The organism is Idiomarina sp. UBA4206 (assembly GCF_002383015.1).
GTDB lineage: Bacteria > Pseudomonadota > Gammaproteobacteria > Enterobacterales > Alteromonadaceae > Idiomarina > Idiomarina abyssalis.
Window position 1 is genome coordinate 8,579 of record NZ_DFTS01000072.1, and the last position, 20,338, is coordinate 28,916.

Annotated in this window: 28 protein-coding genes; 14 read left to right on the forward strand and 14 right to left on the reverse strand. The window is 45.0% G+C overall.

What is annotated here, in order from left to right; genetic code table 11:
• Both B3180_RS14070 and B3180_RS14075 read left to right on the forward strand, forming a co-directional pair.
• A partial coding sequence (locus B3180_RS14070) for a carboxymuconolactone decarboxylase family protein (protein WP_414654057.1) occupies window positions 1–202 on the forward strand: 202 nt, incomplete at its 5' end.
• A 15-nt stretch (window positions 203–217) separates the two neighbouring features.
• On the forward strand, window positions 218–1,009 hold the full coding sequence (locus B3180_RS14075; protein WP_273022576.1) for a helix-turn-helix domain-containing protein: 792 nt from the start codon (window positions 218–220) through the stop codon (window positions 1,007–1,009).
• A 44-nt stretch (window positions 1,010–1,053) separates the two neighbouring features.
• On the opposite strand, the gene B3180_RS14080 is transcribed toward B3180_RS14075, so the two are convergent.
• The 9 genes from B3180_RS14080 to B3180_RS14120 form a co-directional block, all read right to left on the reverse strand.
• On the reverse strand, window positions 1,054–1,425 hold the full coding sequence (locus B3180_RS14080; RefSeq protein WP_273022578.1) for a nuclear transport factor 2 family protein: 372 nt from the start codon (window positions 1,423–1,425) through the stop codon (window positions 1,054–1,056).
• Window positions 1,426–1,500: 75 nt separating this feature from the next.
• Window positions 1,501–2,736: an RNA polymerase sigma factor gene (locus B3180_RS14085; RefSeq protein ID WP_273022580.1), complete on the reverse strand. Its 1,236-nt coding sequence runs from the start codon at window positions 2,734–2,736 to the stop codon at window positions 1,501–1,503.
• 5 nt (window positions 2,737–2,741) lie between these two features.
• Window positions 2,742–3,086 carry a YciI family protein gene (locus B3180_RS14090; protein ID WP_273022582.1) on the reverse strand — a complete coding sequence of 115 codons (345 nt, stop codon included), beginning with the start codon at window positions 3,084–3,086 and terminating at the stop codon, window positions 2,742–2,744.
• A gap of 66 nt (window positions 3,087–3,152) precedes the next feature.
• A complete protein-coding gene (locus B3180_RS14095; RefSeq protein WP_273022584.1) occupies window positions 3,153–4,661 on the reverse strand; it encodes a PH domain-containing protein in 1,509 nt (502 codons plus the stop codon).
• A complete protein-coding gene (locus tag B3180_RS14100) occupies window positions 4,654–5,196 on the reverse strand; it encodes a PH domain-containing protein (RefSeq protein WP_278355914.1) in 543 nt (180 codons plus the stop codon). Before B3180_RS14100 ends, B3180_RS14095 begins: the two co-directional genes overlap by 8 nt.
• 130 nt (window positions 5,197–5,326) lie before the next feature.
• Window positions 5,327–5,734 carry a BON domain-containing protein gene (locus B3180_RS14105; RefSeq protein ID WP_278358379.1) on the reverse strand — a complete coding sequence of 136 codons (408 nt, stop codon included), beginning with the start codon at window positions 5,732–5,734 and terminating at the stop codon, window positions 5,327–5,329.
• A 72-nt stretch (window positions 5,735–5,806) separates the two neighbouring features.
• Window positions 5,807–6,100 carry a hypothetical protein gene (locus B3180_RS14110; protein WP_273022588.1) on the reverse strand — a complete coding sequence of 98 codons (294 nt, stop codon included), beginning with the start codon at window positions 6,098–6,100 and terminating at the stop codon, window positions 5,807–5,809.
• A 10-nt stretch (window positions 6,101–6,110) separates the two neighbouring features.
• Entirely contained in the window at window positions 6,111–6,482 is a 372-nt protein-coding gene (locus tag B3180_RS14115) for a phage holin family protein (protein ID WP_273022590.1), read from the reverse strand.
• The gene (locus tag B3180_RS14120; protein ID WP_199494716.1) at window positions 6,469–6,726 is read right to left on the reverse strand and encodes a DUF883 family protein; all 258 of its coding nucleotides are present in this window, start codon (window positions 6,724–6,726) and stop codon (window positions 6,469–6,471) included. Before B3180_RS14120 ends, B3180_RS14115 begins: the two co-directional genes overlap by 14 nt.
• 233 nt (window positions 6,727–6,959) lie before the next feature.
• Between B3180_RS14120 and B3180_RS14125 the strand changes: the two genes are divergently transcribed.
• Both B3180_RS14125 and B3180_RS14130 read left to right on the forward strand, forming a co-directional pair.
• Complete coding sequence (locus tag B3180_RS14125; protein ID WP_082332135.1) at window positions 6,960–7,103, forward strand: DUF3149 domain-containing protein; 144 nt, start codon at window positions 6,960–6,962, stop codon at window positions 7,101–7,103.
• A 15-nt stretch (window positions 7,104–7,118) separates the two neighbouring features.
• A complete protein-coding gene (locus B3180_RS14130; protein ID WP_054487267.1) occupies window positions 7,119–7,433 on the forward strand; it encodes an antibiotic biosynthesis monooxygenase family protein in 315 nt (104 codons plus the stop codon).
• Here the strand turns inward: B3180_RS14130 and B3180_RS14135 are convergent.
• Complete coding sequence (locus B3180_RS14135) at window positions 7,430–8,425, reverse strand: branched-chain amino acid aminotransferase (protein WP_054487269.1); 996 nt, start codon at window positions 8,423–8,425, stop codon at window positions 7,430–7,432. The genes B3180_RS14130 and B3180_RS14135 overlap by 4 nt on opposite strands.
• A gap of 137 nt (window positions 8,426–8,562) precedes the next feature.
• Here B3180_RS14135 and B3180_RS14140 point away from each other — a divergent pair, with 137 nt between their 5' ends.
• The 3 genes from B3180_RS14140 (at window position 8,563) to arfB (ending at window position 10,669) form a co-directional block, all read left to right on the forward strand.
• The gene (locus B3180_RS14140; protein WP_199494714.1) at window positions 8,563–9,945 is read left to right on the forward strand and encodes a serine hydrolase domain-containing protein; all 1,383 of its coding nucleotides are present in this window, start codon (window positions 8,563–8,565) and stop codon (window positions 9,943–9,945) included.
• A gap of 69 nt (window positions 9,946–10,014) precedes the next feature.
• Window positions 10,015–10,257 (forward strand): hypothetical protein, encoded by a 243-nt coding sequence (locus B3180_RS14145; RefSeq protein ID WP_054487273.1) that lies wholly within the window; start codon window positions 10,015–10,017, stop codon window positions 10,255–10,257.
• Between the two features lies 1 nt (window position 10,258).
• A complete protein-coding gene (gene arfB / locus B3180_RS14150; protein ID WP_054487275.1) occupies window positions 10,259–10,669 on the forward strand; it encodes an alternative ribosome rescue aminoacyl-tRNA hydrolase ArfB in 411 nt (136 codons plus the stop codon).
• Between the two features lie 171 nt (window positions 10,670–10,840).
• Here the strand turns inward: arfB and B3180_RS14155 are convergent, their stop codons facing one another.
• Complete coding sequence (locus tag B3180_RS14155) at window positions 10,841–11,260, reverse strand: hypothetical protein (protein WP_273022595.1); 420 nt, start codon at window positions 11,258–11,260, stop codon at window positions 10,841–10,843.
• A 135-nt stretch (window positions 11,261–11,395) separates the two neighbouring features.
• Between B3180_RS14155 and B3180_RS14160 the strand changes: the two genes are divergently transcribed.
• Window positions 11,396–12,055: a flavin reductase family protein gene (locus tag B3180_RS14160; protein WP_054487279.1), complete on the forward strand. Its 660-nt coding sequence runs from the start codon at window positions 11,396–11,398 to the stop codon at window positions 12,053–12,055.
• Here the strand turns inward: B3180_RS14160 and B3180_RS14165 are convergent.
• On the reverse strand, window positions 12,042–13,226 hold the full coding sequence (locus tag B3180_RS14165) for an MFS transporter (RefSeq protein ID WP_222236813.1): 1,185 nt from the start codon (window positions 13,224–13,226) through the stop codon (window positions 12,042–12,044). The genes B3180_RS14160 and B3180_RS14165 overlap by 14 nt on opposite strands.
• Before the next feature lie 134 nt (window positions 13,227–13,360).
• On the opposite strand from B3180_RS14165, the gene B3180_RS14170 reads away from it, so the two are divergent.
• Window positions 13,361–13,675 carry a YebG family protein gene (locus B3180_RS14170; protein WP_054487283.1) on the forward strand — a complete coding sequence of 105 codons (315 nt, stop codon included), beginning with the start codon at window positions 13,361–13,363 and terminating at the stop codon, window positions 13,673–13,675.
• A 66-nt stretch (window positions 13,676–13,741) separates the two neighbouring features.
• The gene (locus B3180_RS14175) at window positions 13,742–14,653 is read left to right on the forward strand and encodes a M14 family metallopeptidase (protein ID WP_278358380.1); all 912 of its coding nucleotides are present in this window, start codon (window positions 13,742–13,744) and stop codon (window positions 14,651–14,653) included.
• 42 nt (window positions 14,654–14,695) lie between these two features.
• On the opposite strand, the gene B3180_RS14180 is transcribed toward B3180_RS14175, so the two are convergent.
• Window positions 14,696–15,946 (reverse strand): DEAD/DEAH box helicase, encoded by a 1,251-nt coding sequence (locus tag B3180_RS14180; RefSeq protein ID WP_054487287.1) that lies wholly within the window; start codon window positions 15,944–15,946, stop codon window positions 14,696–14,698.
• 185 nt (window positions 15,947–16,131) lie between these two features.
• On the opposite strand from B3180_RS14180, the gene B3180_RS14185 reads away from it, so the two are divergent.
• The 4 genes from B3180_RS14185 (at window position 16,132) to B3180_RS14200 (ending at window position 19,673) form a co-directional block, all read left to right on the forward strand.
• Entirely contained in the window at window positions 16,132–17,619 is a 1,488-nt protein-coding gene (locus B3180_RS14185) for a methyl-accepting chemotaxis protein (protein WP_278358381.1), read from the forward strand.
• Window positions 17,612–18,160, forward strand: a complete 549-nt coding sequence (locus tag B3180_RS14190) for a DUF6436 domain-containing protein (protein WP_278358382.1) — start codon at window positions 17,612–17,614, stop codon at window positions 18,158–18,160. The genes B3180_RS14185 and B3180_RS14190 overlap by 8 nt, the downstream gene beginning before the upstream one ends.
• A 25-nt stretch (window positions 18,161–18,185) precedes the next feature.
• On the forward strand, window positions 18,186–19,088 hold the full coding sequence (locus tag B3180_RS14195; protein ID WP_286845145.1) for a GGDEF domain-containing protein: 903 nt from the start codon (window positions 18,186–18,188) through the stop codon (window positions 19,086–19,088).
• Between the two features lie 78 nt (window positions 19,089–19,166).
• Window positions 19,167–19,673 (forward strand): DUF2937 family protein, encoded by a 507-nt coding sequence (locus B3180_RS14200; protein ID WP_054487293.1) that lies wholly within the window; start codon window positions 19,167–19,169, stop codon window positions 19,671–19,673.
• Here the strand turns inward: B3180_RS14200 and B3180_RS14205 are convergent.
• Window positions 19,624–20,338: acyl-CoA dehydrogenase family protein (locus B3180_RS14205; protein WP_286845147.1), on the reverse strand; the 715-nt coding region annotated here is incomplete at its 5' end. The two genes, B3180_RS14200 and B3180_RS14205, sit on opposite strands and share 50 nt — an antisense overlap.

Genomic DNA, 20,338 nt, shown 5'->3' on the forward strand with positions numbered 1-20,338 from the left:
AGAGTTTACAGAGAAAGAAAAGGCGGTTTTGGACTGGGCTGAGTGCCTGACTTTTTTATCCAGAGGGAAAGTTGCTGCGGACAAATTTGATCGTTTAGCTAAGGTATTAAACGAAAGTGACATTATTACTTTGACCGCTTTAGTAAACCTGGTAAATACCTGGAACCGCTTTGCTAAAGCGTTTGCGTACGAAATAAGTTGAAAGGCAGGTATTGAAGTGAGCAACAGCGATATTGAGTTTTCATTACCAGCTCCGCCGCTGCGTCGGTATATCACCCATTACTGGTTAAGCTGCAATAATCAGGATCCGTATTGTGGCATTTTACCAGACGGCACTATTGATCTGGTTTTTAATATTGATGAATGGGGGAGTATCTGCCGAGTGTATGGTGCTGTTACCCAAAAGATCGATTATTCGTTGAATCTTCACAGCCACTATTTGGGAATTAATTTTAAGCCCGGCCAGAGCCGGCACTTTTTGACTGCTGCTGCGAATGAATTTACCAATAATTACGAGGCCGCCGACAAAGCTTTAGCGTTGTCTTTTGACGGAATTGAAGACTCACTCAGCCGAGGTAATGTCTTTCAGAGTCTGGACACAGTACTGATGCAGTATCTAAGGTGCAGGCAGCCAATGGCAACCTCTATTGATGAACTGCTTAATGCTCTGGAGGCGAGCCAGGGTCAGTTGCCGCTGAATGATTGCGCGGCCCTTTACGGAAAAAGTACACGGCAACTGCAACGTGATTTTGCCAACGCTATTGGTGTTTCGGTTAAGCTCTATGCGCAAATTATTCGCTTCCACTTTGCTTCCCGGGCGATGTTCAAAGGTGCTCAGAACTTAGCGGATTTAGCTGCTAGCTTAGGTTATTCGGACCAAAGTCACATGAATCGGGATTTCCGTCGTTTTACGGAGTTATCACCAGTCGCTTTTTCTTCAAGTCGCGCTGCTTTTTTACAAGATCGCTACTTTCATTTTCTTGAGACAATTGAACAGCAGAAAACCTAAAAAAGTAGCCCCACAATGAGCGAGGGGCTACTTGTTAGCCATTGTTACTCACAACCCATACCTTCACCATATTTCACGCAGTAAGCCGTTAGGGTGCTGATTTTATTGTCTGAGAGGGTATAGACATCACAAAAAGCAAAATGCTGCTCTGGTCCATCACCGGTAACTTTAATTTCTCCGGTTAGTGCGGCTTGTTGCTCGTTGATGATGATTTGATTGTGAGTGATGGAAGCTTTTCCTTCGCCGCAGTTCATATTTTTTAGCCAGTCGGCGAAAGCGGCTTTACCTTTTATGGCTTCTTCGCAATTAGCCAGACGGAACTGAAAGTCCTCAGTCACTGCATTAAGAATGGTATCCATATCCTGAGTAGCCCAGGCGTCACTGAAATTCTTTAGAAATTGTTCTGTATTTTGCATAACGATGCTCCTTTATAGTTAGGAAGGTAACCTTCAACTAATAGTCGTTTTGCAAAGCCGGAAGTCGACAGGAAACTATGATTTATTGAGTTTTTCTAACTGCTGCTGAAGGTAGTTTCGTTCAGCAGATTGTTCGCTAAGTTCAATTGCCCGCTGATAACATTCGGCAGCTTGTTTGAATTGCTTTAACTGACGATGAAGGTCAGCCTGGCTGGCGTAAAACAGGTGGTAGTTATCTAATGTACCGGAATGGTTAAGGTGTTTAATGGCTTTTAAGCCTTCTTCAGGGCCAAAAGCCATAGATAAAGCGACAGCCCGATTCAGAGCAACAACCGGGGTATTTTGTATTCTTACGAGTAAATCGTAAAAGGCCAGAATTTCCCGCCAGTCGGTTTCTTTATAATGGGAAGCGTCAGCATGCAGCCCGGCAATGGCGGCTTGTATCGTGTAAGGACCAATATCTGGCTTGGGCAAAATGCCCTTGAGTAAACGGTCAGCTTCTTTAATTTGTTGGTTATCCCACAGACTTCTGTCCTGCTCGTCCAGACGCAATAGCTTCCCGTTTTCATCGGTTCTTGCGGCTCGTCGTGAAGACTGAAACAGCATTAGTGCCAATAAGCCGTTTATCTCAGTTTTGCTAAGCAAATTCGACAGTTGCTTCGTTAGGTGTATCGCTTCATCCATTAATGCCGAATTGACTAAATTGTCACCCGATGAAGCACAGTAGCCTTCATTAAAAACCAGATAGATAACCTGTAGAACGGTATTTAATCTTTGTGGTAGCTGTTTTTTCTCAGGGACTTCGTAGGGAATGCCTGCTTCGCGGATTTTTCGTTTCGCCCGGACTATGCGTTGTGCAATTGCACTAGGCTTTTGCAAAAATGCACTGGCAACCTGTTCGGTGGTCAAGCCGCAAACCTCTCTTAATGTGAGCGCGATACGGGCATCTTCGGGAAGAGCAGGGTGGCAACAGGTAAATATCAGGCGTAGCTGGTCATCATCGATATCTTGTGTCGATAAGCTAAGCGACTGCTCCGTGTGATCGATAAACTCTTCCGTCCAGGCCGTTTGTCGCTGAAGCTTACGCAGTCGATCAATAGCTTTGAAGCGGCCGGTTGAAATTAACCAGGCTCGGGGCTTGTCCGGTATGCCCTCATTCGGCCACTGTTTCAAGGCCGCCGAGAAAGCCTCCTGCATAGCTTCTTCAGCAAGTTCAAAGTCTCCGAGCAAACGTATTAACGTTGCCAGAATTCGGCGTGACTGCTGTTTATAAAGCAGTGAAACTTGCTGCTGAATGCTTAGGCCCGGCATAGAAGTCAGATATCCAGGTTTCGTACCGGCCTGACTTCAATGCTTCCAACTCTCGCTGCGGGAATGCCTTTGGCGTAATCAATAGCATGATTAAGGTCGCGGGCTTCAATCATATAAAAACCGACTAACTGCTCTTTAGTCTCCGCAAAAGGCCCATCGGTAATGGTAACGTCATTGTCTCTTGGCCTTACTGTGGTTGCGGTTTCTACCGACTCAAGTGCTTCACCAGCCAGAAACTCTGCGTGTGGATTTTTTTGTTCTGAATAAGCGTGGCATTCAGCGTCTTCAGGGCTTTCTGGTAAGCTGTGAAGTTGTTTTTCATTCGCGTAAACAAGACAAAGATATTTCATAGCATGCGCCTCTTTTTATTTCATTGTAATTGTAGTCGAATGAGCAAAAAGAGAATCGACAGCATTTTACATCCAGGACTTTCTCAAGGCTTCTACCTGATACAGACAGGTGTCTATGTATTTCTCTCCAGTTGCCCTTTTAATGAATGGCAGTGTCTGACCTCCGCAAGCCAGTACCAGCCTGACGGAACACAATTGAAAGCGCCTCATAAACCAACTTTGATGCAATTGAGTTTGTTGCACTTTATGAATTGGGAAGCATCGGTAATTGACGCCAATGAGTCCTTTCCTTATGTAGATAAACTGCTCGTCCATTGCGTAACCCCATCTTTTCCAACTGAGTATGACGAGGCCGGTGGTTAAGATAAAAAGTCCGCCAGCGGCGACTGAAAACTCTGCCTGATCAAAGTAAATGAAAGCGATAGCAAGAGGTATTAGTAACCAGAAGGCAATAAGCGTGTTTCTGATGGCCAGACGTTTGCTAACCGGATGGTAATTGATGGCGCTTAGTTTATTTTCGGGCCAGGCATCGCTTGCTAAATCGTTAGCTTCGCCCAGGGTGACAGAAGGCACCATGATTTTCCCTCCGGATGTTCCTGCGGATTGACGATCAAGGCTCGCTCCTAGTTGTTCAAACTTTAAGTTAACTCTTTGGAGTATGCGGTCAAGCCAATTTTGTTGGTAAACAATCATCTGGAGACGGGATAACTTCATGACAACTTCATGGCGAGTAAAAAAGCCGTTACGGCGAATGTAGCGATCATTGCTTCGGGTTAACTTGAAGTCATAGAAAGTAATAACTGAGCCTAAGATAGAAATTAACGCCATAAAAGCAATCACTACAAAAGCGATTGATAGAAAGAACAGCACGTATTGCCAAAAAGCATACTGGGAGGAAGCCATTAAAGCATCAACATCGACCCCGAGGTTTTCTATACCCGCAATAAACTTCTCTGAGAGGGAATTAAAGAAAGGTGCTAAAGCCCCTAACACAATCCAAATTCGGTTGCTGGCAAGCCCGTGGATAACTAAGTCCTGAACTGAGCGAGAGTTTAAAAGTTGCTCTTGTTCTGTCTCAGTGCTTTCAGTTTCTGCACTAGAGGCCTGCTCCGTTTTGTGGGAGAGGATTTCCTGCTTAAGAGACTCCGCAACACCTTTCGATAATGCAATGATCTTTGCTTCGAGCTTACTTGAGCCTGCCGTATCCAACAGCATACATACGTGGTTACTAGGCCGGTAAAAAATAGGCTGTTCGAAGCGAACGTTTTGGATACGTTCAAAAGGTAGGTCGATATGGTTCTTTTGAAAGACGCCAGAATGAATTTGTACGCGTCCGTCAGTTAATCGGTATTGATAGAAATAGAACTTTAGCAGGGCACTTATTAAAACAAACAGCAGTAATGCCGCCAGACCAGAAATAATCGCTAAACCATTCTCAGAAAATTGATTATAGCCAACAAGAATAGCCGGTAATAAGTAAATAAGATTGTTGCCAACGTCTTTTACGAACTGCACTGCAAAGTAAATAATCGCGACTGGCGATAGTTTTAGCCATTGACCTTGATAATTAGTCATTTTCAGCAATATCACTATGAGTTAATACGTAGGATCTAAGTTCTCGCGCTTTTTCGTCCGGTAAACCGGGTATTGCAAAGGTATGCATGGTACCGCCGGCGCTAAAAATCTCCAGAGTGGATAAACCAAAGTGCCGGTCAATAGGCCCATGCTTTAACTCTACATGCTGTATACGCAAAACGGGTTGACTGACAACAGACTTAAAAATGACTCCGCTACGGTAACTGAAGTCATGCTCACGTAGAGCATAGCCTTTGTTTTTATCAGCAATAATGCCGTAGGCGGAAGTCAATAAACCAAAAATGCCAGCGGCTAACTGCAGCTGTGGTAAGTAAAGTTCAAGAGTCTTTGGGAGAACAAACCAAGGTTGCCAGTAAAGGGTCAAGAGAGCGCTAACCACAATTAACCAAAAGGTTAAGCGGCACATTAAATTGACTTTCATGTACATTGGGCTTAGCGGAGTAAACGCCTGCGAGCTGACCGTTGGAAGGTTGTCAGGTAATATTGGTTGATTGCTAAAAGTATCGTCTAGCATGATATCGCTTTTGTGATTGTTATTATGTTTTAAAATTAACAGTATTTTTCGGCACGTTCTAGTTTCAAGGCAATAAAAAAGCGGCTTAAAAAAGCCGCTTTTATTCAGAGAGTTTTAAAATAAACGATAATTACTGTTCTTCGCGAACCTGAATATCGTTCTCGATGTCTTTAACACCTTTAACGGTAGCAGCCAGATTCTCTGCTGTATCAATATCAGCTTCATCGTCAACAAAGCCTGATAACTGAACAATACCGTTATTTGTTTCAACATTGATGTCCATACTGCTTAGGTTGTCATCTTCAAAGATAACTGCTTTAACCTTAGTAGTGATAACAGCGTCATCAACGTATTCGCCAGCGTCTTTCGCTTTTTGCTCAGTGTAGCTTTTTGCTTCTTTAGCTTTTTTTTCCGTTTCCTGCATTGCGCTTTCAGCTTTAGATTCAGCTTTTTCAGTTTCTGCTTCACTACAGCCAGAAAGCGTTAGCATTGAAAGTGCGATTAAACTTGCTGGTAGTGCCGTCTTGAAGTTTTTCATAGATAACCTCCTGTTATTGAAAATCGTTACCACAAACACTATAGCTACATATTTACGACTTTACGGTCATCTTTACAGATGTTTTGCAAAACTGGCTGCAGTCTGTACACCCGTGATAATTCTTAATATTTTTAACGCTGCTCCTGACTTCGACTTACCTTGTTTTTTTGGTTCCATTTTTTGCGGTCTGTCTGATAGTTTCCCTATAAAGAAACCTGTACCAACGGCAAAGCAAAGAGCCGTAGGGGAGGATAATTTGTCACAGGTTGTAGAAACTACCTGACAGGAGCGAACCTTCAACGTCAGCTTGCGATTTTTAAGGTTTTGTTCCAATTGCGCAATTTGATCATCAAGGCTTGAAGTCATAAAGCCTCCATTAAAGATTGCTGCTTGTTTTAGAAAAAAGCAGATTGCGGCTGTTCTGCTTTATACGTCTTATAAGATAAAGCGCAATGGCTAAATGACACGCAGCAACAATAATAAGTGCTGTAGTCAGGGACAGAATGCCGTTACTTACAACAGAAGCCACGGCAGCGGCAACAAGGGCCCCCCAGGCTGACAAAACTAAGCAGCTGGCAATAACGGCAAACGCGACCATGCGAACGAAGCTTTCTCCAGCCCGGCGGGCTTCCATACCTGCAAGCTGGAGCTGTGCTCTAACAACGCCGCGCACTTCACTTTGCAGTGCGCGAACTTGCTGAAGCAACCCTTCGGCTTCGCTCGCTTCCGTTTGATTACGAGCGGTCACTAAATAGCCTACTTAATAGGTAGCCACTTGCTGCCGCAATTCCCAAAGACTTAATGGGGTTTTCTTTAACGTAGTCTGTGGCAGTAGAAAGCCATTTCTCCTGCGTGGCCTTAAGTTCATGCCCTTTTTCACCTAAATTGTCAGAGGCATGTTTGGCGGCATCTGCAACTTTATCGATGGTTTCGTGAGCTTTATTGGCTGACTTGTTAACAGCGTCTTCGGTCTTTGCTTGATTGTTACTCATAATACCCTCGTTTTTTGTTGAGAACTCTTATTAAGCAAAGACGCTGATAAGCATATAATCAAGTTTATTTACATCGCTTTACAGAGTATTGATGTTCTTAGCGTTTGATATTGAATGGAGGTAAATAAAAACCCTATAAAAAGCAGTGTTATTATTATTTTTGATTGAGATCAACATCGTTATTCCCGAGTTTGAATAAACTGAAATTAAGAATTCAAACAAAGGAAATAACCATGAATTTATGGCAAGAGTTTTTCAATGATCCGGTAATATTTTTTTCTTTTAGCGGCTTGGCTATTGTTATTGGGATGTGTGCTTTCTATGCTGTTTTCTTCTATATAAAGATGATTAAGTCAGAGAAAAAGCGTAAACAATAAGCTTAAAGGAGATATATGAAATATATTTTTCAAGTTCGTATTAAGGAAGGTCATACGGCAGAAGAATATGCAGACGCCTGGGTTCGGGCTAGTGAAATTATTCAACAGGCTCCGGGCGCCCGAGGCACAGAGTTACATCGCAAAATTGGTGATGATAAGACCCTAATTGCAATAGCATCGTGGGACAGTAAAGAGCAGCGAGACGCTATGGAAGGTCAGCATAACCAAAAGGTTGCAGAGATTATTCGTAGCGCCGCGCCGTTTTGTGAAATAACGCCATTAGGCGAGTTTGAAGATCCTGAATGGGTTGTGATGCCAGCTAAAAATTAAATTTGCGTTAACCAACCATGTTTGTCTTCAGCTTTACCCCATTGAATGTCGTTCAGCGCTTTGCGCAGCTTCAGTGTCGTCTTTCCTGGGCTTGCATCGCCGACCGGAATTTCCTTTCCTTTATGAATTAAAGTTCCAACAGGCGCCAGTACCGCTGCTGTTCCGGATAGAGCAGCTTCGCTTTCCGGTTTGGCCGCACGTTCAAGTAATTCATCGACGCTCAACTCGCGCTCCGAAACCGTCATGCCCATATCGCGGGCAATAGTCAGAATGGAGTCTCGGGTGACACCGTGTAAGAAACTGCTGTCCAGTGCCTTGGTGATAATTTCGTTGCCGTCAATTAATAAGAAATTAGCTGCTCCGGTTTCCTGTACGTCGCCATTGGGGCAAAATAGAACCTGATCGGCGTTTACAGAAGCACGTGCTTGCAAAATTGGCTGCAATGCACTGGCGTAGTTACCGCCACTTTTCACCATTCCCATATGGGCAGCGCAACGCGAACCATCTTCTTCAAGCAGTAAACGCAGGGTCTGGTCGCCGCTGGCAAAATAGTCACCAACAGGTGAAAGGAGCACATAGAGCATGGATGAGCTGGTCGGGGAGGCCGCTTTACCAATGGCTGCTTCGGTGCCTATATGAGTAGGGCGTATATACATTGAGCCAGGCGGTTTGGGCACGTCGTTGTGAAAATGTTTAACCACATCGGTAATCATTTTCTGCAGGAAGCTTGCATCAAAAGCCGGTAAGGAAAGCAACTGGCTGCTTTGTTGCATACGCTCTATGTTGCGGTCCATTCTAAAGAGGTTTATTGAACCATTTTCATGGCGAAACGCTTTTAACCCCTCAAAACAGGTGCTCGCATAGTGCAGAACATGAGCACCGGGGTGTAATTGTATGCTGTCAGAGGAGACTAGCTCAGGCGAACTCCAGTTTGAGTTTTCGAAAGTTGCCAAAGTCATTTGCGGCATAAATACAGTGCCAAAAGCTGCCATAAAGTTATCCTGCTTGGGTAAATAGTTGCGCCGTAATATACCATAATTTTTAACATTTGGATGACTCTGCCGGTTTGCTTCTTGTTAGGCATGCTCGTACATTGAAGTATCTATACGTAGAAACAGGTGAGCAATTAATGAATAAGACACTAAAAATAACTTTAGCTAGTGGGTTATTGGCCACAGCGGTGACACAGGCAGAGGAAACAGACACGACATTAAGTGCCTATGCTGCCGGGTATACCGCAGGCTTTACTTGCAGTGCGATCTTTAATGGCGATAAGTCCATGGAGCAAATTCGAGAGCATGAGTTAAGTGGCATTTATTCGTTAATTGCTGATCGCGTGGCACAAATGGAGCCCAGAGTTGATGAACAAAACCACTGGGTACGAGTGCCATATGATAACGGTAACCGCGAGCGGATATCTGTCTGGAGACCGAAGCTCGGTTGTGTCGATTTGCCGGTTGGCGCAAGTGTTGATGACGTAAAATTTGTTGCTGATCCTTTCAGTGGTCATAAGAAGGCCGGAAAAGACAACGGCCAGCCCTGGAAGCAAAAGGCTGAGGTTAATTCAGTCAGTAGTAATGCTCAATTAGAGTCAGTGCTGCAACAGGCATTTACCAAAAAGTACGGCTCTGGGGCTCGCACTTCTGCTGTTTTAATTGCGACGCCTGATGAAATTATTGCAGAACGTTATATCGAGGGTTTTACACCTGAAACCGCGCAGCGCACCTGGTCAGTTGCAAAAAGTATTGGTGCCAGTGTTATCGGAGCGGCAGTTCAGCAAGACAAGATAAAGCCAGATGAAGCTGCCGGTATTTCAAATTGGTCGCACCCGCTTGATCCCCGCCGACATATAACACTGGAAAACTTATTGCATATGGCGTCCGGTCTGGACAGCAATAAAGCGGGCAACCGCACCGACCGCGTTTATATGGGGGGAGGGTTAGTCAGTGATACTGCCACTGAAACGGCACTTGAAGTGGCTCCGGGCAGTCGCTGGAAGTACGCGAATAATGACACTATGTTGGCTTTAAGAGCCCTGCATGAGCGCTTTGACAGCACAGAAGAGTATCTGAAGTTTCCGTATAAGGCACTGCTGGAAAAAGTAGGAATGAATCATACCTTTGCCGAAACCGACTGGCGTGGCGATTTTATTTTATCGTCGCAGGTGTGGACCACGTCTCGTGATTTAGCTCGTCTGGGTGTTTTGCATTTGCAACAGGGTCAATGGCAGGGCGAGCAAATTTTACCCGAAGGCTGGCTTGAATATATCAGTATGCCGGCACCGGCTCAGCCGCCGGAGAACTCTCCTGGATACGGAGCGCAATGGTGGCTTTATAACGAACGTTTCCCTGAATTACCCGATGACACTATTGCGGCGCGAGGAAACCGGGGACAATTTTTGGTGGTTATTCCGTCAGAGAATTTAGTGGTTGTTCGTCGTGGTTATGATATTGCCGGAGAGCCAGGGTTTAACGAGCATGACTTTGTACGAGATGTACTGAAAGCACTATAAAAACTCCTTCGGGGGAAGCTGAATAATGATAGACTGCTTCCCCCAGCCTGACGGACAGAGAGCTTACTTATGAGCGAAGAACAGCAAGTCATTCAAAGCGAACACACACAAAATTACAGCGTTGACGGTAAAACCGTAGAAATTGATATTTACCGCACTGAAGACAGTGGCTGGATTTTGGAGATTGTCGATGAGAATAACAACTCGACGCTTTGGGAAGATGAATTTGAAAAGGATAATGATGCCCTGGTAGAAGCGTTGGACGCTCTAAAAGAGGAAGGGATTGATAACTTCATAGAACCCGCAAAGTAAAATGATCAGAGTTTCACAGCGCATTGAATTTGCAGAGCACGAAATAGAGTGGCAGTTCATCCGCTCTAGCGGTGCGGGAGGCCAGAACGTCAATAAAGTCGCTACTGCGGCTCAACTCATTTTTGATATTCAGGCCTCTTCGTTACCGGACTTCTACAAGCAGCGCTTGCTAAAAAAGTCAGACCATCGCATTACCCAAAGTGGCAAGGTCATAATTAAGTGTCAGGAGACACGGAGTCAGGCCCGTAACCGAGAGCTGGCGCTGGAGCAGTTGATTGAATTAATTCGCAGCGTTGCACAGGTTCAAAAGAAGCGTATTCCCACAAAGCCCAGTCGCTCTGCCAAAGAAAGGCGGCTGACGAGTAAAAAGCAGCAAGGTTATAAAAAGGCGCTTCGGAAAAAAGAATTTTAATTTCCAAACTTTTGTAACGAACCTGAGCAATTTATTCGGGCACACTCAAGTATGAGCTGCTTGAGTTCGCATTGACTGCAGTAATCGCAGCAGCGGATGTCGCTGGCGACTAACTTTTTTTCCAGTAATAATTTCTTAAGTTGTTCTTTACTCACTGAAACTTGTAAGCGATTAGGTTTGTTCCTGTGCATAGCCGTGCTCCTCAAGTTGCTGTAAACAGTGCCCAAGACAACGAGAATGCTGACAGCCAGTAATAAGCAATTGATGACAGTAGTGGCAAAGGTCAGCTAATGATTTTGAGTTGGTGTCATTTAACCATTGGATGAGTTGTTTCGTACTGTCCTGTTGAAATTCGTATGCTGGCAGTTGCTGATGACGCCGAATATAAGTTGCTATTAATAAAATGGAGCTTGTTGTGTAGCTTTGAACTGCGTTAGCGGCAAGTACTGGCTCGTTAAATACGTGTTTTGCTGACTCGCGTGCCCGCTTAAGGTAAGCAGCCGCAGACTCATAGTCTTTGCTGTTGAGGAGTGAACTTGCAGTCTTTAACTGTTCCTGACTATTAAAATAGTTTTTATAGGTGTTTGTCATTTTGCATCCTTTGCTCGGCTTTAGTTAAATAAGCTAACGCAAATGATAATAGTTCGCAATAAGTTATTTGTAAACGATCGTAATTAAAAAATAATGCGTATAAGTAACTTACAAAACAATAAACCTGGAGCTTCAATGAAAACTTACAAGCAGCAAGATCTTGCAAACATGGACGATACAGAGAGAGCGCGTTTTGTTAATTGTTTGTCCGGGTTTAAAAGTGCGAATGTGGTAGGCACCCGTGACAGGCATCAACAGAATAACTTAGCAATGATAAGCTCCGTGGTGCACTTAGGAAGTAATCCTCCGTTGCTTGGCTTTGTCATGCGCCCTAAATCGGCCACCCGCCACACCTGGGAAAATATTGAAGAGAGTGGTGTTTACACCATTAATCAGGTGAGTGAAGAGTTTTTCCAGAAAGCTCACCAGACATCAGCACGGTACGACCGGGAAGTTTCAGAGTTTGAAGCCTGTGGTCTTACACCAGAATTTGAAGACGGTTTTCATGCCCCACATGTTGCTGAAAGTGCCTTGCGAATTGGCATGCAACTGGTGGAGGTTATCCCTATACAGCATAACGACACGGCATTAATCGTCGGTGAAATTCGGTGGGTCGAAGTTAAGGAAAAGGCGGTGAAAAGTGACGGCTATATTGATATTGAATCTTTAGGGACAATGGCCATTTCGGGTCTGGATGGTTATCACAGTACTCAACGGGCGGCGCGTTTATCTTATGCCAAGCCCGATAAGAAACTAGAAGAACTGGATGTCGAGGGGCGCTCTAAAGACTCATAATGTCAGGTACTTTACGGCTGTGCTTCTTGGTTATCCAAAACAGCAGTAAACCGACAATAGACAGTGCACAGCCGACCCAGCCTGTGCCTTGCCAACTGAGAGGGGAAATAATGGCCAGCCCGCCCAGCCAGGCCCCTAAGGCATTTGCGGCGTTGAAAGCTGAATGGTTCAATGACGCCGCCAGAGTCTGTGCTTCACCTGCAACGTCCATCAAACGTACCTGAAGCGCCGGAACCAGAGCTGCCGCGCTACCCAGTAATAACACCATTGGCATGACGGTCCAGAGGCTTTGCAATGTTAAAGGGAAAATAGCCAGTACAATTGCTGACCACAACAAAGAGCCACCAATAGTCAGTTTCAAATTGCGGTCGGCTGCCCAGCCTCCGACTAAGCTACCTGCCAAAGAGCCTATTCCGTATATTAATAAAGCAACAGGGATCCAGTGCGGAGCAAGACCCGTGGCGTTTATTAGGGTTGGGGCTATATAACTTAATACCGCAAACATACCGCCGAAACCTATGGCGCCTATGGCTAGCGTAAGCCAGACTTGAGGGTTCTGCAGAGCCTTCATTTCACCTCTTGCTGAGGTTCTTTTTTCATTAGGGTGTTTTGGCACTACAAATAAAATCATGACCAGAGCTAGAAGTCCTAAAGCGCCGACTGTATGGTAAACCGTGCGCCAGTCGATAAGTTGCCCAAGCCAGGTTGCTAAGGGGTTACCGACTAAAATTGCTACAGTCAGCCCCATCATTACCATGGTGACAGCCATACCTCGTTGATTTTTACGAACCATGTCGGCGGCGACAAGACATGCAATACCAAAATAGGCACCATGAGGTAAACCGGTTAGGAACCGCAAAACCTGAAGCAAGGGGTAGCTTTCTGCTGATGCACTGGCAAAGTTACCGAGCGCGAAAGCAAGCAACAGCACCAGTAACATGGGTTTGCGCGGAAAACGCGCGAATAAAATAGTAATGAGCGGTGCGCCGATAACCACACCCAGCGCATAAAGGCTTATCAGATGGCCGGTTTGTCGGGTGTCAGTGTTGAAGTCAGCAGCAACGTCAGGTAGCAATCCCATAATGACGAACTCACCAATGCCAATAGCAAAACTGCCAACTGCCATGGCAAAAATGGCCAGTTGAACCTGTGCTTTAGAGAACTGAGTCATGGATCAGGTTTGCTTCCTGTATTAGTTGAGTCGGTTAGGATTGCGCAGTTTATCGAATGCAGCAGCTATTGCAATCTCTATGACTTTACTGTACAAATAAACAGTATATTTACACATCAGCAAAGGACCATACCATGGCTGTAGTAACCCAGTATGTAGTTATTCGCGACGGAGCCGAGAAAATGACATTCACTTCAAAAGCTGAAGCCGATGCGCACGATAAAATTTTGGACATGGCTGAGGCCCTGAATCCTCTCATTAAAGACAGCGAGCTTTTCACTGATGAACAGCAGCTTGAGGATATGGCGCTGTTTTTGGCGAAAGAACGAGAAAATGTTCTCATAGCTTTAGGTGCTAAAAAGCCAAAGAAACCAAAAACCGAGAAAGTATCTGCGGAAAAAGTTGAGTCATCAAAATCAAACGATAAAGCGTCGTCGAAAGCGGCTTAGTGGGCACGATACGAGTTAAATATTTTGATACTATAGTGACCTGGTTTTAATGAATAGGATCGAACTATGACGCAAGAAACGATTTACCATATAGGAACACCGGGTACCCCTTGGGGCGTTGAAGAAAAAGCGCAATGGTTAGCTGAGCAAAGCAAAAAGCGTTCCTACTTTGATGATGTTGTCAGCAAAATAGAGACTTTTAAAGCGAACTTCGACGTAGAGCAATATGGTGAACTTGCGTACGAAAGCGATACTTATCCTTTGTTTGTGGTCAGAACTAAAAACTGGGATGCGGGCAAACCAACGGTTTTAGTGACTGGTGGTGTGCATGGTTATGAAACCAGTGGTGTTCACGGAGCACTGCGGTTTATAGAGACTAAAGCCAATGAGTATCAAACAGACTTTAATGTGGTGGTTGCACCTTGTTTGAGCCCATGGGGCTATGAAACCATTAACCGTTGGAATCCTGCGGCTATTGATCCTAACCGCTCGTTTGTAGCCGATTCGCCTGCCGGTGAATGTGCAAACATTATGAATTACATTGCTGGCTTAGGTGTGGATATTCTGGCTCACATTGATCTGCACGAAACAACCGATACCGATAACAGCGAGTTTCGTCCCGCAAAGGCGGCAATGGACGGAAAGGTGAACACCAACTGGAATATTCCTGACGGCTTCTACTTAGTTGGAAACTCTGAAAGGCCTTACCCTGATTTTCAAAAGGCGGTACTGGATTCGGTAGAAAAAGTGACGCACATTGCCGATGCTGACGAAGAGAATAAGCTAATAGGTGAAGATATTGCCCAGCGTGGTCTTATTTTATTGCCTACAGCAAAAATGGGCTTATGTATTAGCTTTAGTAAAGCTGAGTATGCCACTACGACAGAGGTTTATCCGGACAGCCCGAAAGCAACCCCGGAGCAATGTATAGAAGCTCAGGTTGCTGCGGTCACCGGAGGCCTGGACTTTTTAAAGTAAAGCCCAACCCTCGTTACTTGGTCGGTAAACCTGGTTAGTCAATTAACGTCGTGTGTCTGGCCGCTTTTGGCGAGGTGCACGGCGTGAGTTTTGAGGCCTTCCGGTTCGTGGCTTTTGAATGGGTTCCGGCTTTATATTCGGGTCTGGCTCAAAGCCTGGAATCAGTTCTTTTGGTATTTCATTTTTAGTCAGCTTTTCTATGTCACGTAGCAATTTATGCTCGTCCACACAGACCAGTGACGCTGCTTCACCTTCACTTCCGGCACGACCTGTACGGCCAATACGGTGTACGTAATCTTCAGCTACCTGAGGTAGTTCAAAGTTAATCACGTGCGGCAGTTCGTCAATATCAATACCACGTGCAGCAATATCGGTTGCAACTAATACTCGTAATTTTCCGGCTTTAAATTGCGCTAAGGCTTTGGTTCGTGCGCCCTGACTTTTATTACCGTGAATAGCCATTGCAGGCAGACCATCATCCGTTAACTGTGTTGCCAGTCGGTTAGCCCCGTGCTTAGTTCGTGTAAACACAAGAACCTGCCGCCAGTTACGACTTCCTATCAGGTAACTGATTAGCTCTCTTTTACGCTTCTTATCAACAGGGTAAACGCGCTGCTGAATGGTATCTGCTGCCGCATTTTGCCTGGCAACTTCAACTAACTTTGGCTGTTGCATAAACTGTTGAGCCAGAGCTTTTATCTCACTTGAAAAGGTTGCAGAAAACAGCAGCGTCTGGCGCTTTTCCGGAATGAGTTTCATGACTTTTTTAATGTCATGAATAAAGCCCATGTCCAGCATCCGGTCAGCTTCATCCAGAATCAATACATCAATTTTACTTAAATCTACCGTTCCCTGACGACTGTGATCCAACAAACGACCTGGCGTGGCGACAAGAATGTCGACACCGCGTCGCAATGCGTTAATTTGTGGGTTAATACCTACACCACCAAAAATCACTAAAGACTTAAGACCGGTATATTTAGCGTAGGTGTTGAGGTTGTCTTCAACTTGTGCCGCCAACTCTCTGGTTGGTGTCAAAATTAACGCCTTAATAACAGGCTTACCGTCGGTTTTTGTTTGCGACAATTTGTGCAACAAAGGAAGTGTAAAACCTGCTGTCTTGCCGGTACCTGTTTGCGCAGCTGCTAACAAGTCGTGGCCGGCCATGACTGTCGGAATGGCTTGCTGTTGAATTGGAGTGGGGGTGGTATAACCGCATTCAGTAACGGCGCGTAGTATATTGTCGCTCAATCCCAATGACTGGAATGAGGTTTGGCTTTGTTCTGTGGACATGAAGCTCCGGGAGTTATAATAGTCGACACCACACTTATGTGGCTTTTTGGCATTGTATCACAGACGACAGTAAACCTTTATTTAGAAACAGGCGTATTAAGGTAACTTTTTCTTGCTTTGATGAAAAAGTGAGCGCATTATTCGCGCCGCTTTACCCTGAGTTTAGGGTGTTTAGAGGAATTTTTATGTTGTACCGCCCCTGGGTCGACTCCGCTAACCGAGTTTTCACTGGTGTTCTGATTGTTCAGTTACTGATCACCTTTGTTATTGCTTTTCTTACTGGCGACTGGTTTGTTCCTGTCGTCCTGTCATTGCTTATTGTTTCTTTACCTTTGCTTCTTATTAGAGCCTCAGGCCAAAGTAAACTGACAAGGCATGTTATAGCCGCCGCGATTCAATTAATTACGGCGGTTCATATCGATCAGACCATGGGTCTGGTTGAAATGCACTTTGAAATTTTTGTGGTAATGGCATTTCTTATTTATTACCGGGACTGGATGATTGTGGTGACCAGTGTCGGGGTGGTTGCCGTACATCACATTTTATTTTTTGTGCTGCAGTCCAACGGTGCCGACGTTTATATCTTTGCTGAGGGTTACGTGACCTTAGGAATTCTCGCTATTCATGCAGGCTTTGCTGTAGCTGAGGGGGCTGTACTTTGTGTTATAGCCAAACAAAGCGATACCGAAGCGGTTAGTGCACAGACATTACGTAACAGCATTGCCGATATCGTTAAGCAGTCGGATAAATTAAATCTGATGGTCGACGTCAGCGGTACAACAGATGAAGTTACTGCCTTTAAAAACTTACTGAATCAATTCCGGAAGAATATTCAAAGTACTCGCAGTTTATCCAGACGGGTTCAGGATGTGTCGGGTGCGTTGTCTAAGGAGAGCGAAGAGCTTATCAAGAGCCGGCAGAACAGCTCGCAAGAGGTTGACAGTATAGCCAGCGCAATTGAGGAAATGGCCGTTACGATTAGCAGTATTTCAGAGCAAGCTAATTTAGCTAAAATGTCGGCGGAAGAGTCAATTGACCGCTCGGAGAATGCGGCAAATGTCGCTGAAACGGCAGCTGGTTCTATAAGCTCCTTAAAAGCCAATGTTCTTGCCACCAACGACAAGTTGAAAACCCTGGACAGGCAGTGCCATCAAATATCCGATGTTATTGGAGCCATTAACGATATTACCAAGCAAACTAACTTACTGGCTCTGAATGCGGCTATTGAGGCCGCCCGAGCGGGTGAAGAAGGTCGTGGTTTTGCCGTGGTAGCTGACGAAGTAAGGTCATTAGCCTCCACTACAGGAAAAAATGCTGAACAAATTAGCCAAATTAGTCAGAATATACTCACTGAAGTAGCTGAAGCGGTGAGCTCAATGGATGCTTGTGTTCAGCAAATTGATGAAGCGGTAACCTATTCAGAGGAGTCAGGCTCTTCAATGAAAACCGTTGCTCAACGTATTAATGATGTGGCTCAAAAGGTGATTTCAGTCGCCGCTGCTACCGAAGAGCAGAGAAACGCTAGTGAAGATATCTCTCGTTCAGCGCAGACAATGAGAGAGTTGTCTGAAGCAGAAACACAATTGTTGGTGAACGGGCAGGAAAACGCCACATCACTAAAAACAGTTTCGACCCAACTGGACTCAGAAGTGGGGCGCTTTATTGTTGACTAAACTATCAGGAAAAGCCCGAACTCGTTGGCTAATTGTGACCATTTTTGCCTGGTTTGCATTAGTTCTCTGGGGCTTGAGTTACTTACTGGAGCAACGTTTGGTCTGGTTTGATGAAAAGAGTCAATTACTTGAGCTGGGCAATAATGGCGAATTAGCCCAACCATTGGTTACTGAACTGGTAAAAAAAGGATTTTCAGTAAGCGGAAGCGTTTTCCATATTAGCTCAGAAAATTGTAACTGTAATTGGCGCAGTGCCGGACATACCAGTAGCGTAAAGCGGCAAGTAACGGAGTCAGGTGGCAGGAACTACAGCATTGATATAGATCAATTCAATGAGCTAAAAAGGTTCGTTCCAGCAACACCAGCCATTATTATGTTTAATGAGTCATCAGAATTAATTTACCTTGGGCCTTACGCCGATGGTGCATTTTGTACAGCTGAAAGTAGTTTTGTGGAAGCATTAATTCCTTTAGTTTCAATGGAAGAGAAGGCTCCCGAATGGATTAATACCGTTGCAAAAGGATGCTATTGCAGCGTTTAAATATGGTCAAAGAGCGGAGCCAGTAATGGAAGTAAGACAAACCTTTATAGAGTTTCTGGAAGTGATTCCGGACGGGGCTATTGTTATTAATCGAAAGGCCTTAATTATTGCTGTTAATCAGGCCGCAGCGTCCATGTTCCGTTATTCCTCGTCTTCTATGCTGGAGCTGCACCTTAACCAGTTACTTCCCGAAGAGGTTCGTGAAAGGCATGATCAGCATTTAGCGACGTTTTTCAAACACCCGGGGCGACGCTCTATGGGAAACGGCTTAATCTTTTCAGCCATTCGCAGAGACGGTTCAACTTTTCATGTTGATATCATGCTTAATCAGCTTGAATTGGAAGGTGAGCTGTATGGTATTGCTATAGTACGCGACTACACTTTGCAAAAGAAAGCTGAAGATAAAATTCGTCTGGAACTGGAATTTGAAAAGCGTCAGGCGCTGACTGACCACTTAACCGGCATTATGAATCGAAGAGCTTTTACCGCACAATTACAGGATGAAATTGAGCAACTGACAGAACATGGAACGCCCTTCGCGGTTAGCTTTATCGATTTGGATGACTTTAAAGACGTTAACGATGAGCATGGGCATCATTTTGGGGATGAGGTTCTGCAGAAAATTGCTCAACTGATTCGTTTGCACAGTCGCCATACCGACTATGTTGCCCGCATTGGCGGCGACGAGTTTGCGACCATACACCCAATGATTTCTGCTAATGATGCACAGCAGATGATGCAGCGAATGCGCAGTGAATTAGTTAGTGGTATTGACCATGCTGAACTTCCGGTAACTTTGTCGATTGGCTTGTGCCAGTGTGATAAACCTTCAGAGCATTACACCATAGAAGATATTATGGCGAGGGCAGACAAGGCTATGTACCAGGCAAAGAAAGAGGGTAAAAATGCGTTCGTGCTTACCAATTAACTGTAATAAAACGTAATTAAGTTTGATTGTTACTCAAGGTCTACTCTAAAGTGGTTTCAGGACTTTTAAGGAGAGGCCATGGGAATCTTCATATCCTATCTACGAATGGTTTTACTGATTATCGGTGTATTGGCGGGAATACAGTTGCCCGGCTTTGTCGATCAGTATGGAAAAAGCCTACAGGCACATTTAATTGAGTCTGAACGCAGCCTTAATGAATTTCGCGACGAGGCTGAAAAGTTTTTTGACGGTAGCATTGAAGAACTTATTGCCCATTATCAAGCCAGCGACGACAGAGTTTTTCAGGAAGGTGGCCAGAGTATCAACGCAATTTTTCAACGTTATCAACAGTTGAATAAAGCCCATCAGGAGTTTAATCAGAATGCATGGCGAGCCTACCAACAGGCGTTTTTCACGCCTGTGGAAGATATTCAGCAAGAGGTTAGAAACGACTTTTCTTACACCGTAAGACTGAACCCCGGCGCTATTTTGTTTGGCCTGGTTTCGGGGTTAATACTGGCGGTATTTGGTGAACTTATTGTTCGACTGCTGGCGAGGCCTTTTCGACAATCGCAGCGCAGTTAAGCCCGCTGGGTAGTGTGCCGTAATTAAACCCGCCATTAACATCAAGCCGACCCGCGCAAAAGGCGTCCGCCATTTCCGGGGTTGCATGTTGAACCAGTAACGCCGCCTGGAGGCCAACGGCCATAGAATCAGCAATGGTGCGTGCTCGATATTGTAGGGCTTTTCTGTTACTAAACTCCTCTTTTAGCTTGATCATAAACTGGTCTAGTCTTTTGTCAGCGCCTTTTGCACGTTGCAATTCTGCGAAATAAGCATCCAGGACCTCAGGCTGTTTCTCTATGGCTCTTAGAATATCAAGACACTGAACATTACCACTGCCTTCCCAAATAGCGTTGACGGGTGATTCACGGAAAAGTCTTGGCATAATGTGGTTTTCCATAACGCCACTTCCACCAATGACCTCCATCGCTTCATAGGCATGATTAGGCGTTCGCTTACAAATCCAGTACTTGCCAACAGGCGTAGCAATGCGTGATAACAGTTTTTCATGCTCGTTGTCCTGGTTATCCATTGCTCGAGCCACTCGCATCATGTAAGTCATGGCAGCTTCGCTTTCAAGTGCCAGATCAGCTAATAAGTTCTGCATCAGTGGCTGCTCGCTAAGCCTGGCACCAAAAGCTTCTCTGTTACTTGCGTGATGAATCGCCTGAGCCGTTGCCTGACGT

Bases quoted from the DNA above. Each gene is read 5' to 3' on its own strand.
- B3180_RS14080 (WP_273022578.1), bottom strand. From the start codon at position 1,425: ATGCAAAATACAGAACAATTTCTAAAGAATTTCAGTGACGCCTGGGCT.
- B3180_RS14085 (WP_273022580.1), bottom strand. From the start codon at position 2,736: ATGCCGGGCCTAAGCATTCAGCAGCAAGTTTCACTGCTTTATAAACAG.
- B3180_RS14090 (WP_273022582.1), bottom strand. From the start codon at position 3,086: ATGAAATATCTTTGTCTTGTTTACGCGAATGAAAAACAACTTCACAGC.
- B3180_RS14095 (WP_273022584.1), bottom strand. From the start codon at position 4,661: ATGACTAATTATCAAGGTCAATGGCTAAAACTATCGCCAGTCGCGATT.
- B3180_RS14100 (WP_278355914.1), bottom strand. From the start codon at position 5,196: ATGCTAGACGATACTTTTAGCAATCAACCAATATTACCTGACAACCTT.
- B3180_RS14105 (WP_278358379.1), bottom strand. From the start codon at position 5,734: ATGAAAAACTTCAAGACGGCACTACCAGCAAGTTTAATCGCACTTTCA.
- B3180_RS14110 (WP_273022588.1), bottom strand. From the start codon at position 6,100: ATGACTTCAAGCCTTGATGATCAAATTGCGCAATTGGAACAAAACCTT.
- B3180_RS14120 (WP_199494716.1), bottom strand. From the start codon at position 6,726: ATGAGTAACAATCAAGCAAAGACCGAAGACGCTGTTAACAAGTCAGCC.
- B3180_RS14125 (WP_082332135.1), top strand. From the start codon at position 6,960: ATGAATTTATGGCAAGAGTTTTTCAATGATCCGGTAATATTTTTTTCT.
- B3180_RS14130 (WP_054487267.1), top strand. From the start codon at position 7,119: ATGAAATATATTTTTCAAGTTCGTATTAAGGAAGGTCATACGGCAGAA.
- B3180_RS14135 (WP_054487269.1), bottom strand. From the start codon at position 8,425: ATGGCAGCTTTTGGCACTGTATTTATGCCGCAAATGACTTTGGCAACT.
- B3180_RS14140 (WP_199494714.1), top strand. From the start codon at position 8,563: ATGAATAAGACACTAAAAATAACTTTAGCTAGTGGGTTATTGGCCACA.
- B3180_RS14145 (WP_054487273.1), top strand. From the start codon at position 10,015: ATGAGCGAAGAACAGCAAGTCATTCAAAGCGAACACACACAAAATTAC.
- arfB (WP_054487275.1), top strand. From the start codon at position 10,259: ATGATCAGAGTTTCACAGCGCATTGAATTTGCAGAGCACGAAATAGAG.
- B3180_RS14155 (WP_273022595.1), bottom strand. From the start codon at position 11,260: ATGACAAACACCTATAAAAACTATTTTAATAGTCAGGAACAGTTAAAG.
- B3180_RS14160 (WP_054487279.1), top strand. From the start codon at position 11,396: ATGAAAACTTACAAGCAGCAAGATCTTGCAAACATGGACGATACAGAG.
- B3180_RS14165 (WP_222236813.1), bottom strand. From the start codon at position 13,226: ATGACTCAGTTCTCTAAAGCACAGGTTCAACTGGCCATTTTTGCCATG.
- B3180_RS14170 (WP_054487283.1), top strand. From the start codon at position 13,361: ATGGCTGTAGTAACCCAGTATGTAGTTATTCGCGACGGAGCCGAGAAA.
- B3180_RS14175 (WP_278358380.1), top strand. From the start codon at position 13,742: ATGACGCAAGAAACGATTTACCATATAGGAACACCGGGTACCCCTTGG.
- B3180_RS14180 (WP_054487287.1), bottom strand. From the start codon at position 15,946: ATGTCCACAGAACAAAGCCAAACCTCATTCCAGTCATTGGGATTGAGC.
- B3180_RS14185 (WP_278358381.1), top strand. From the start codon at position 16,132: ATGTTGTACCGCCCCTGGGTCGACTCCGCTAACCGAGTTTTCACTGGT.
- B3180_RS14195 (WP_286845145.1), top strand. From the start codon at position 18,186: ATGGAAGTAAGACAAACCTTTATAGAGTTTCTGGAAGTGATTCCGGAC.
- B3180_RS14200 (WP_054487293.1), top strand. From the start codon at position 19,167: ATGGGAATCTTCATATCCTATCTACGAATGGTTTTACTGATTATCGGT.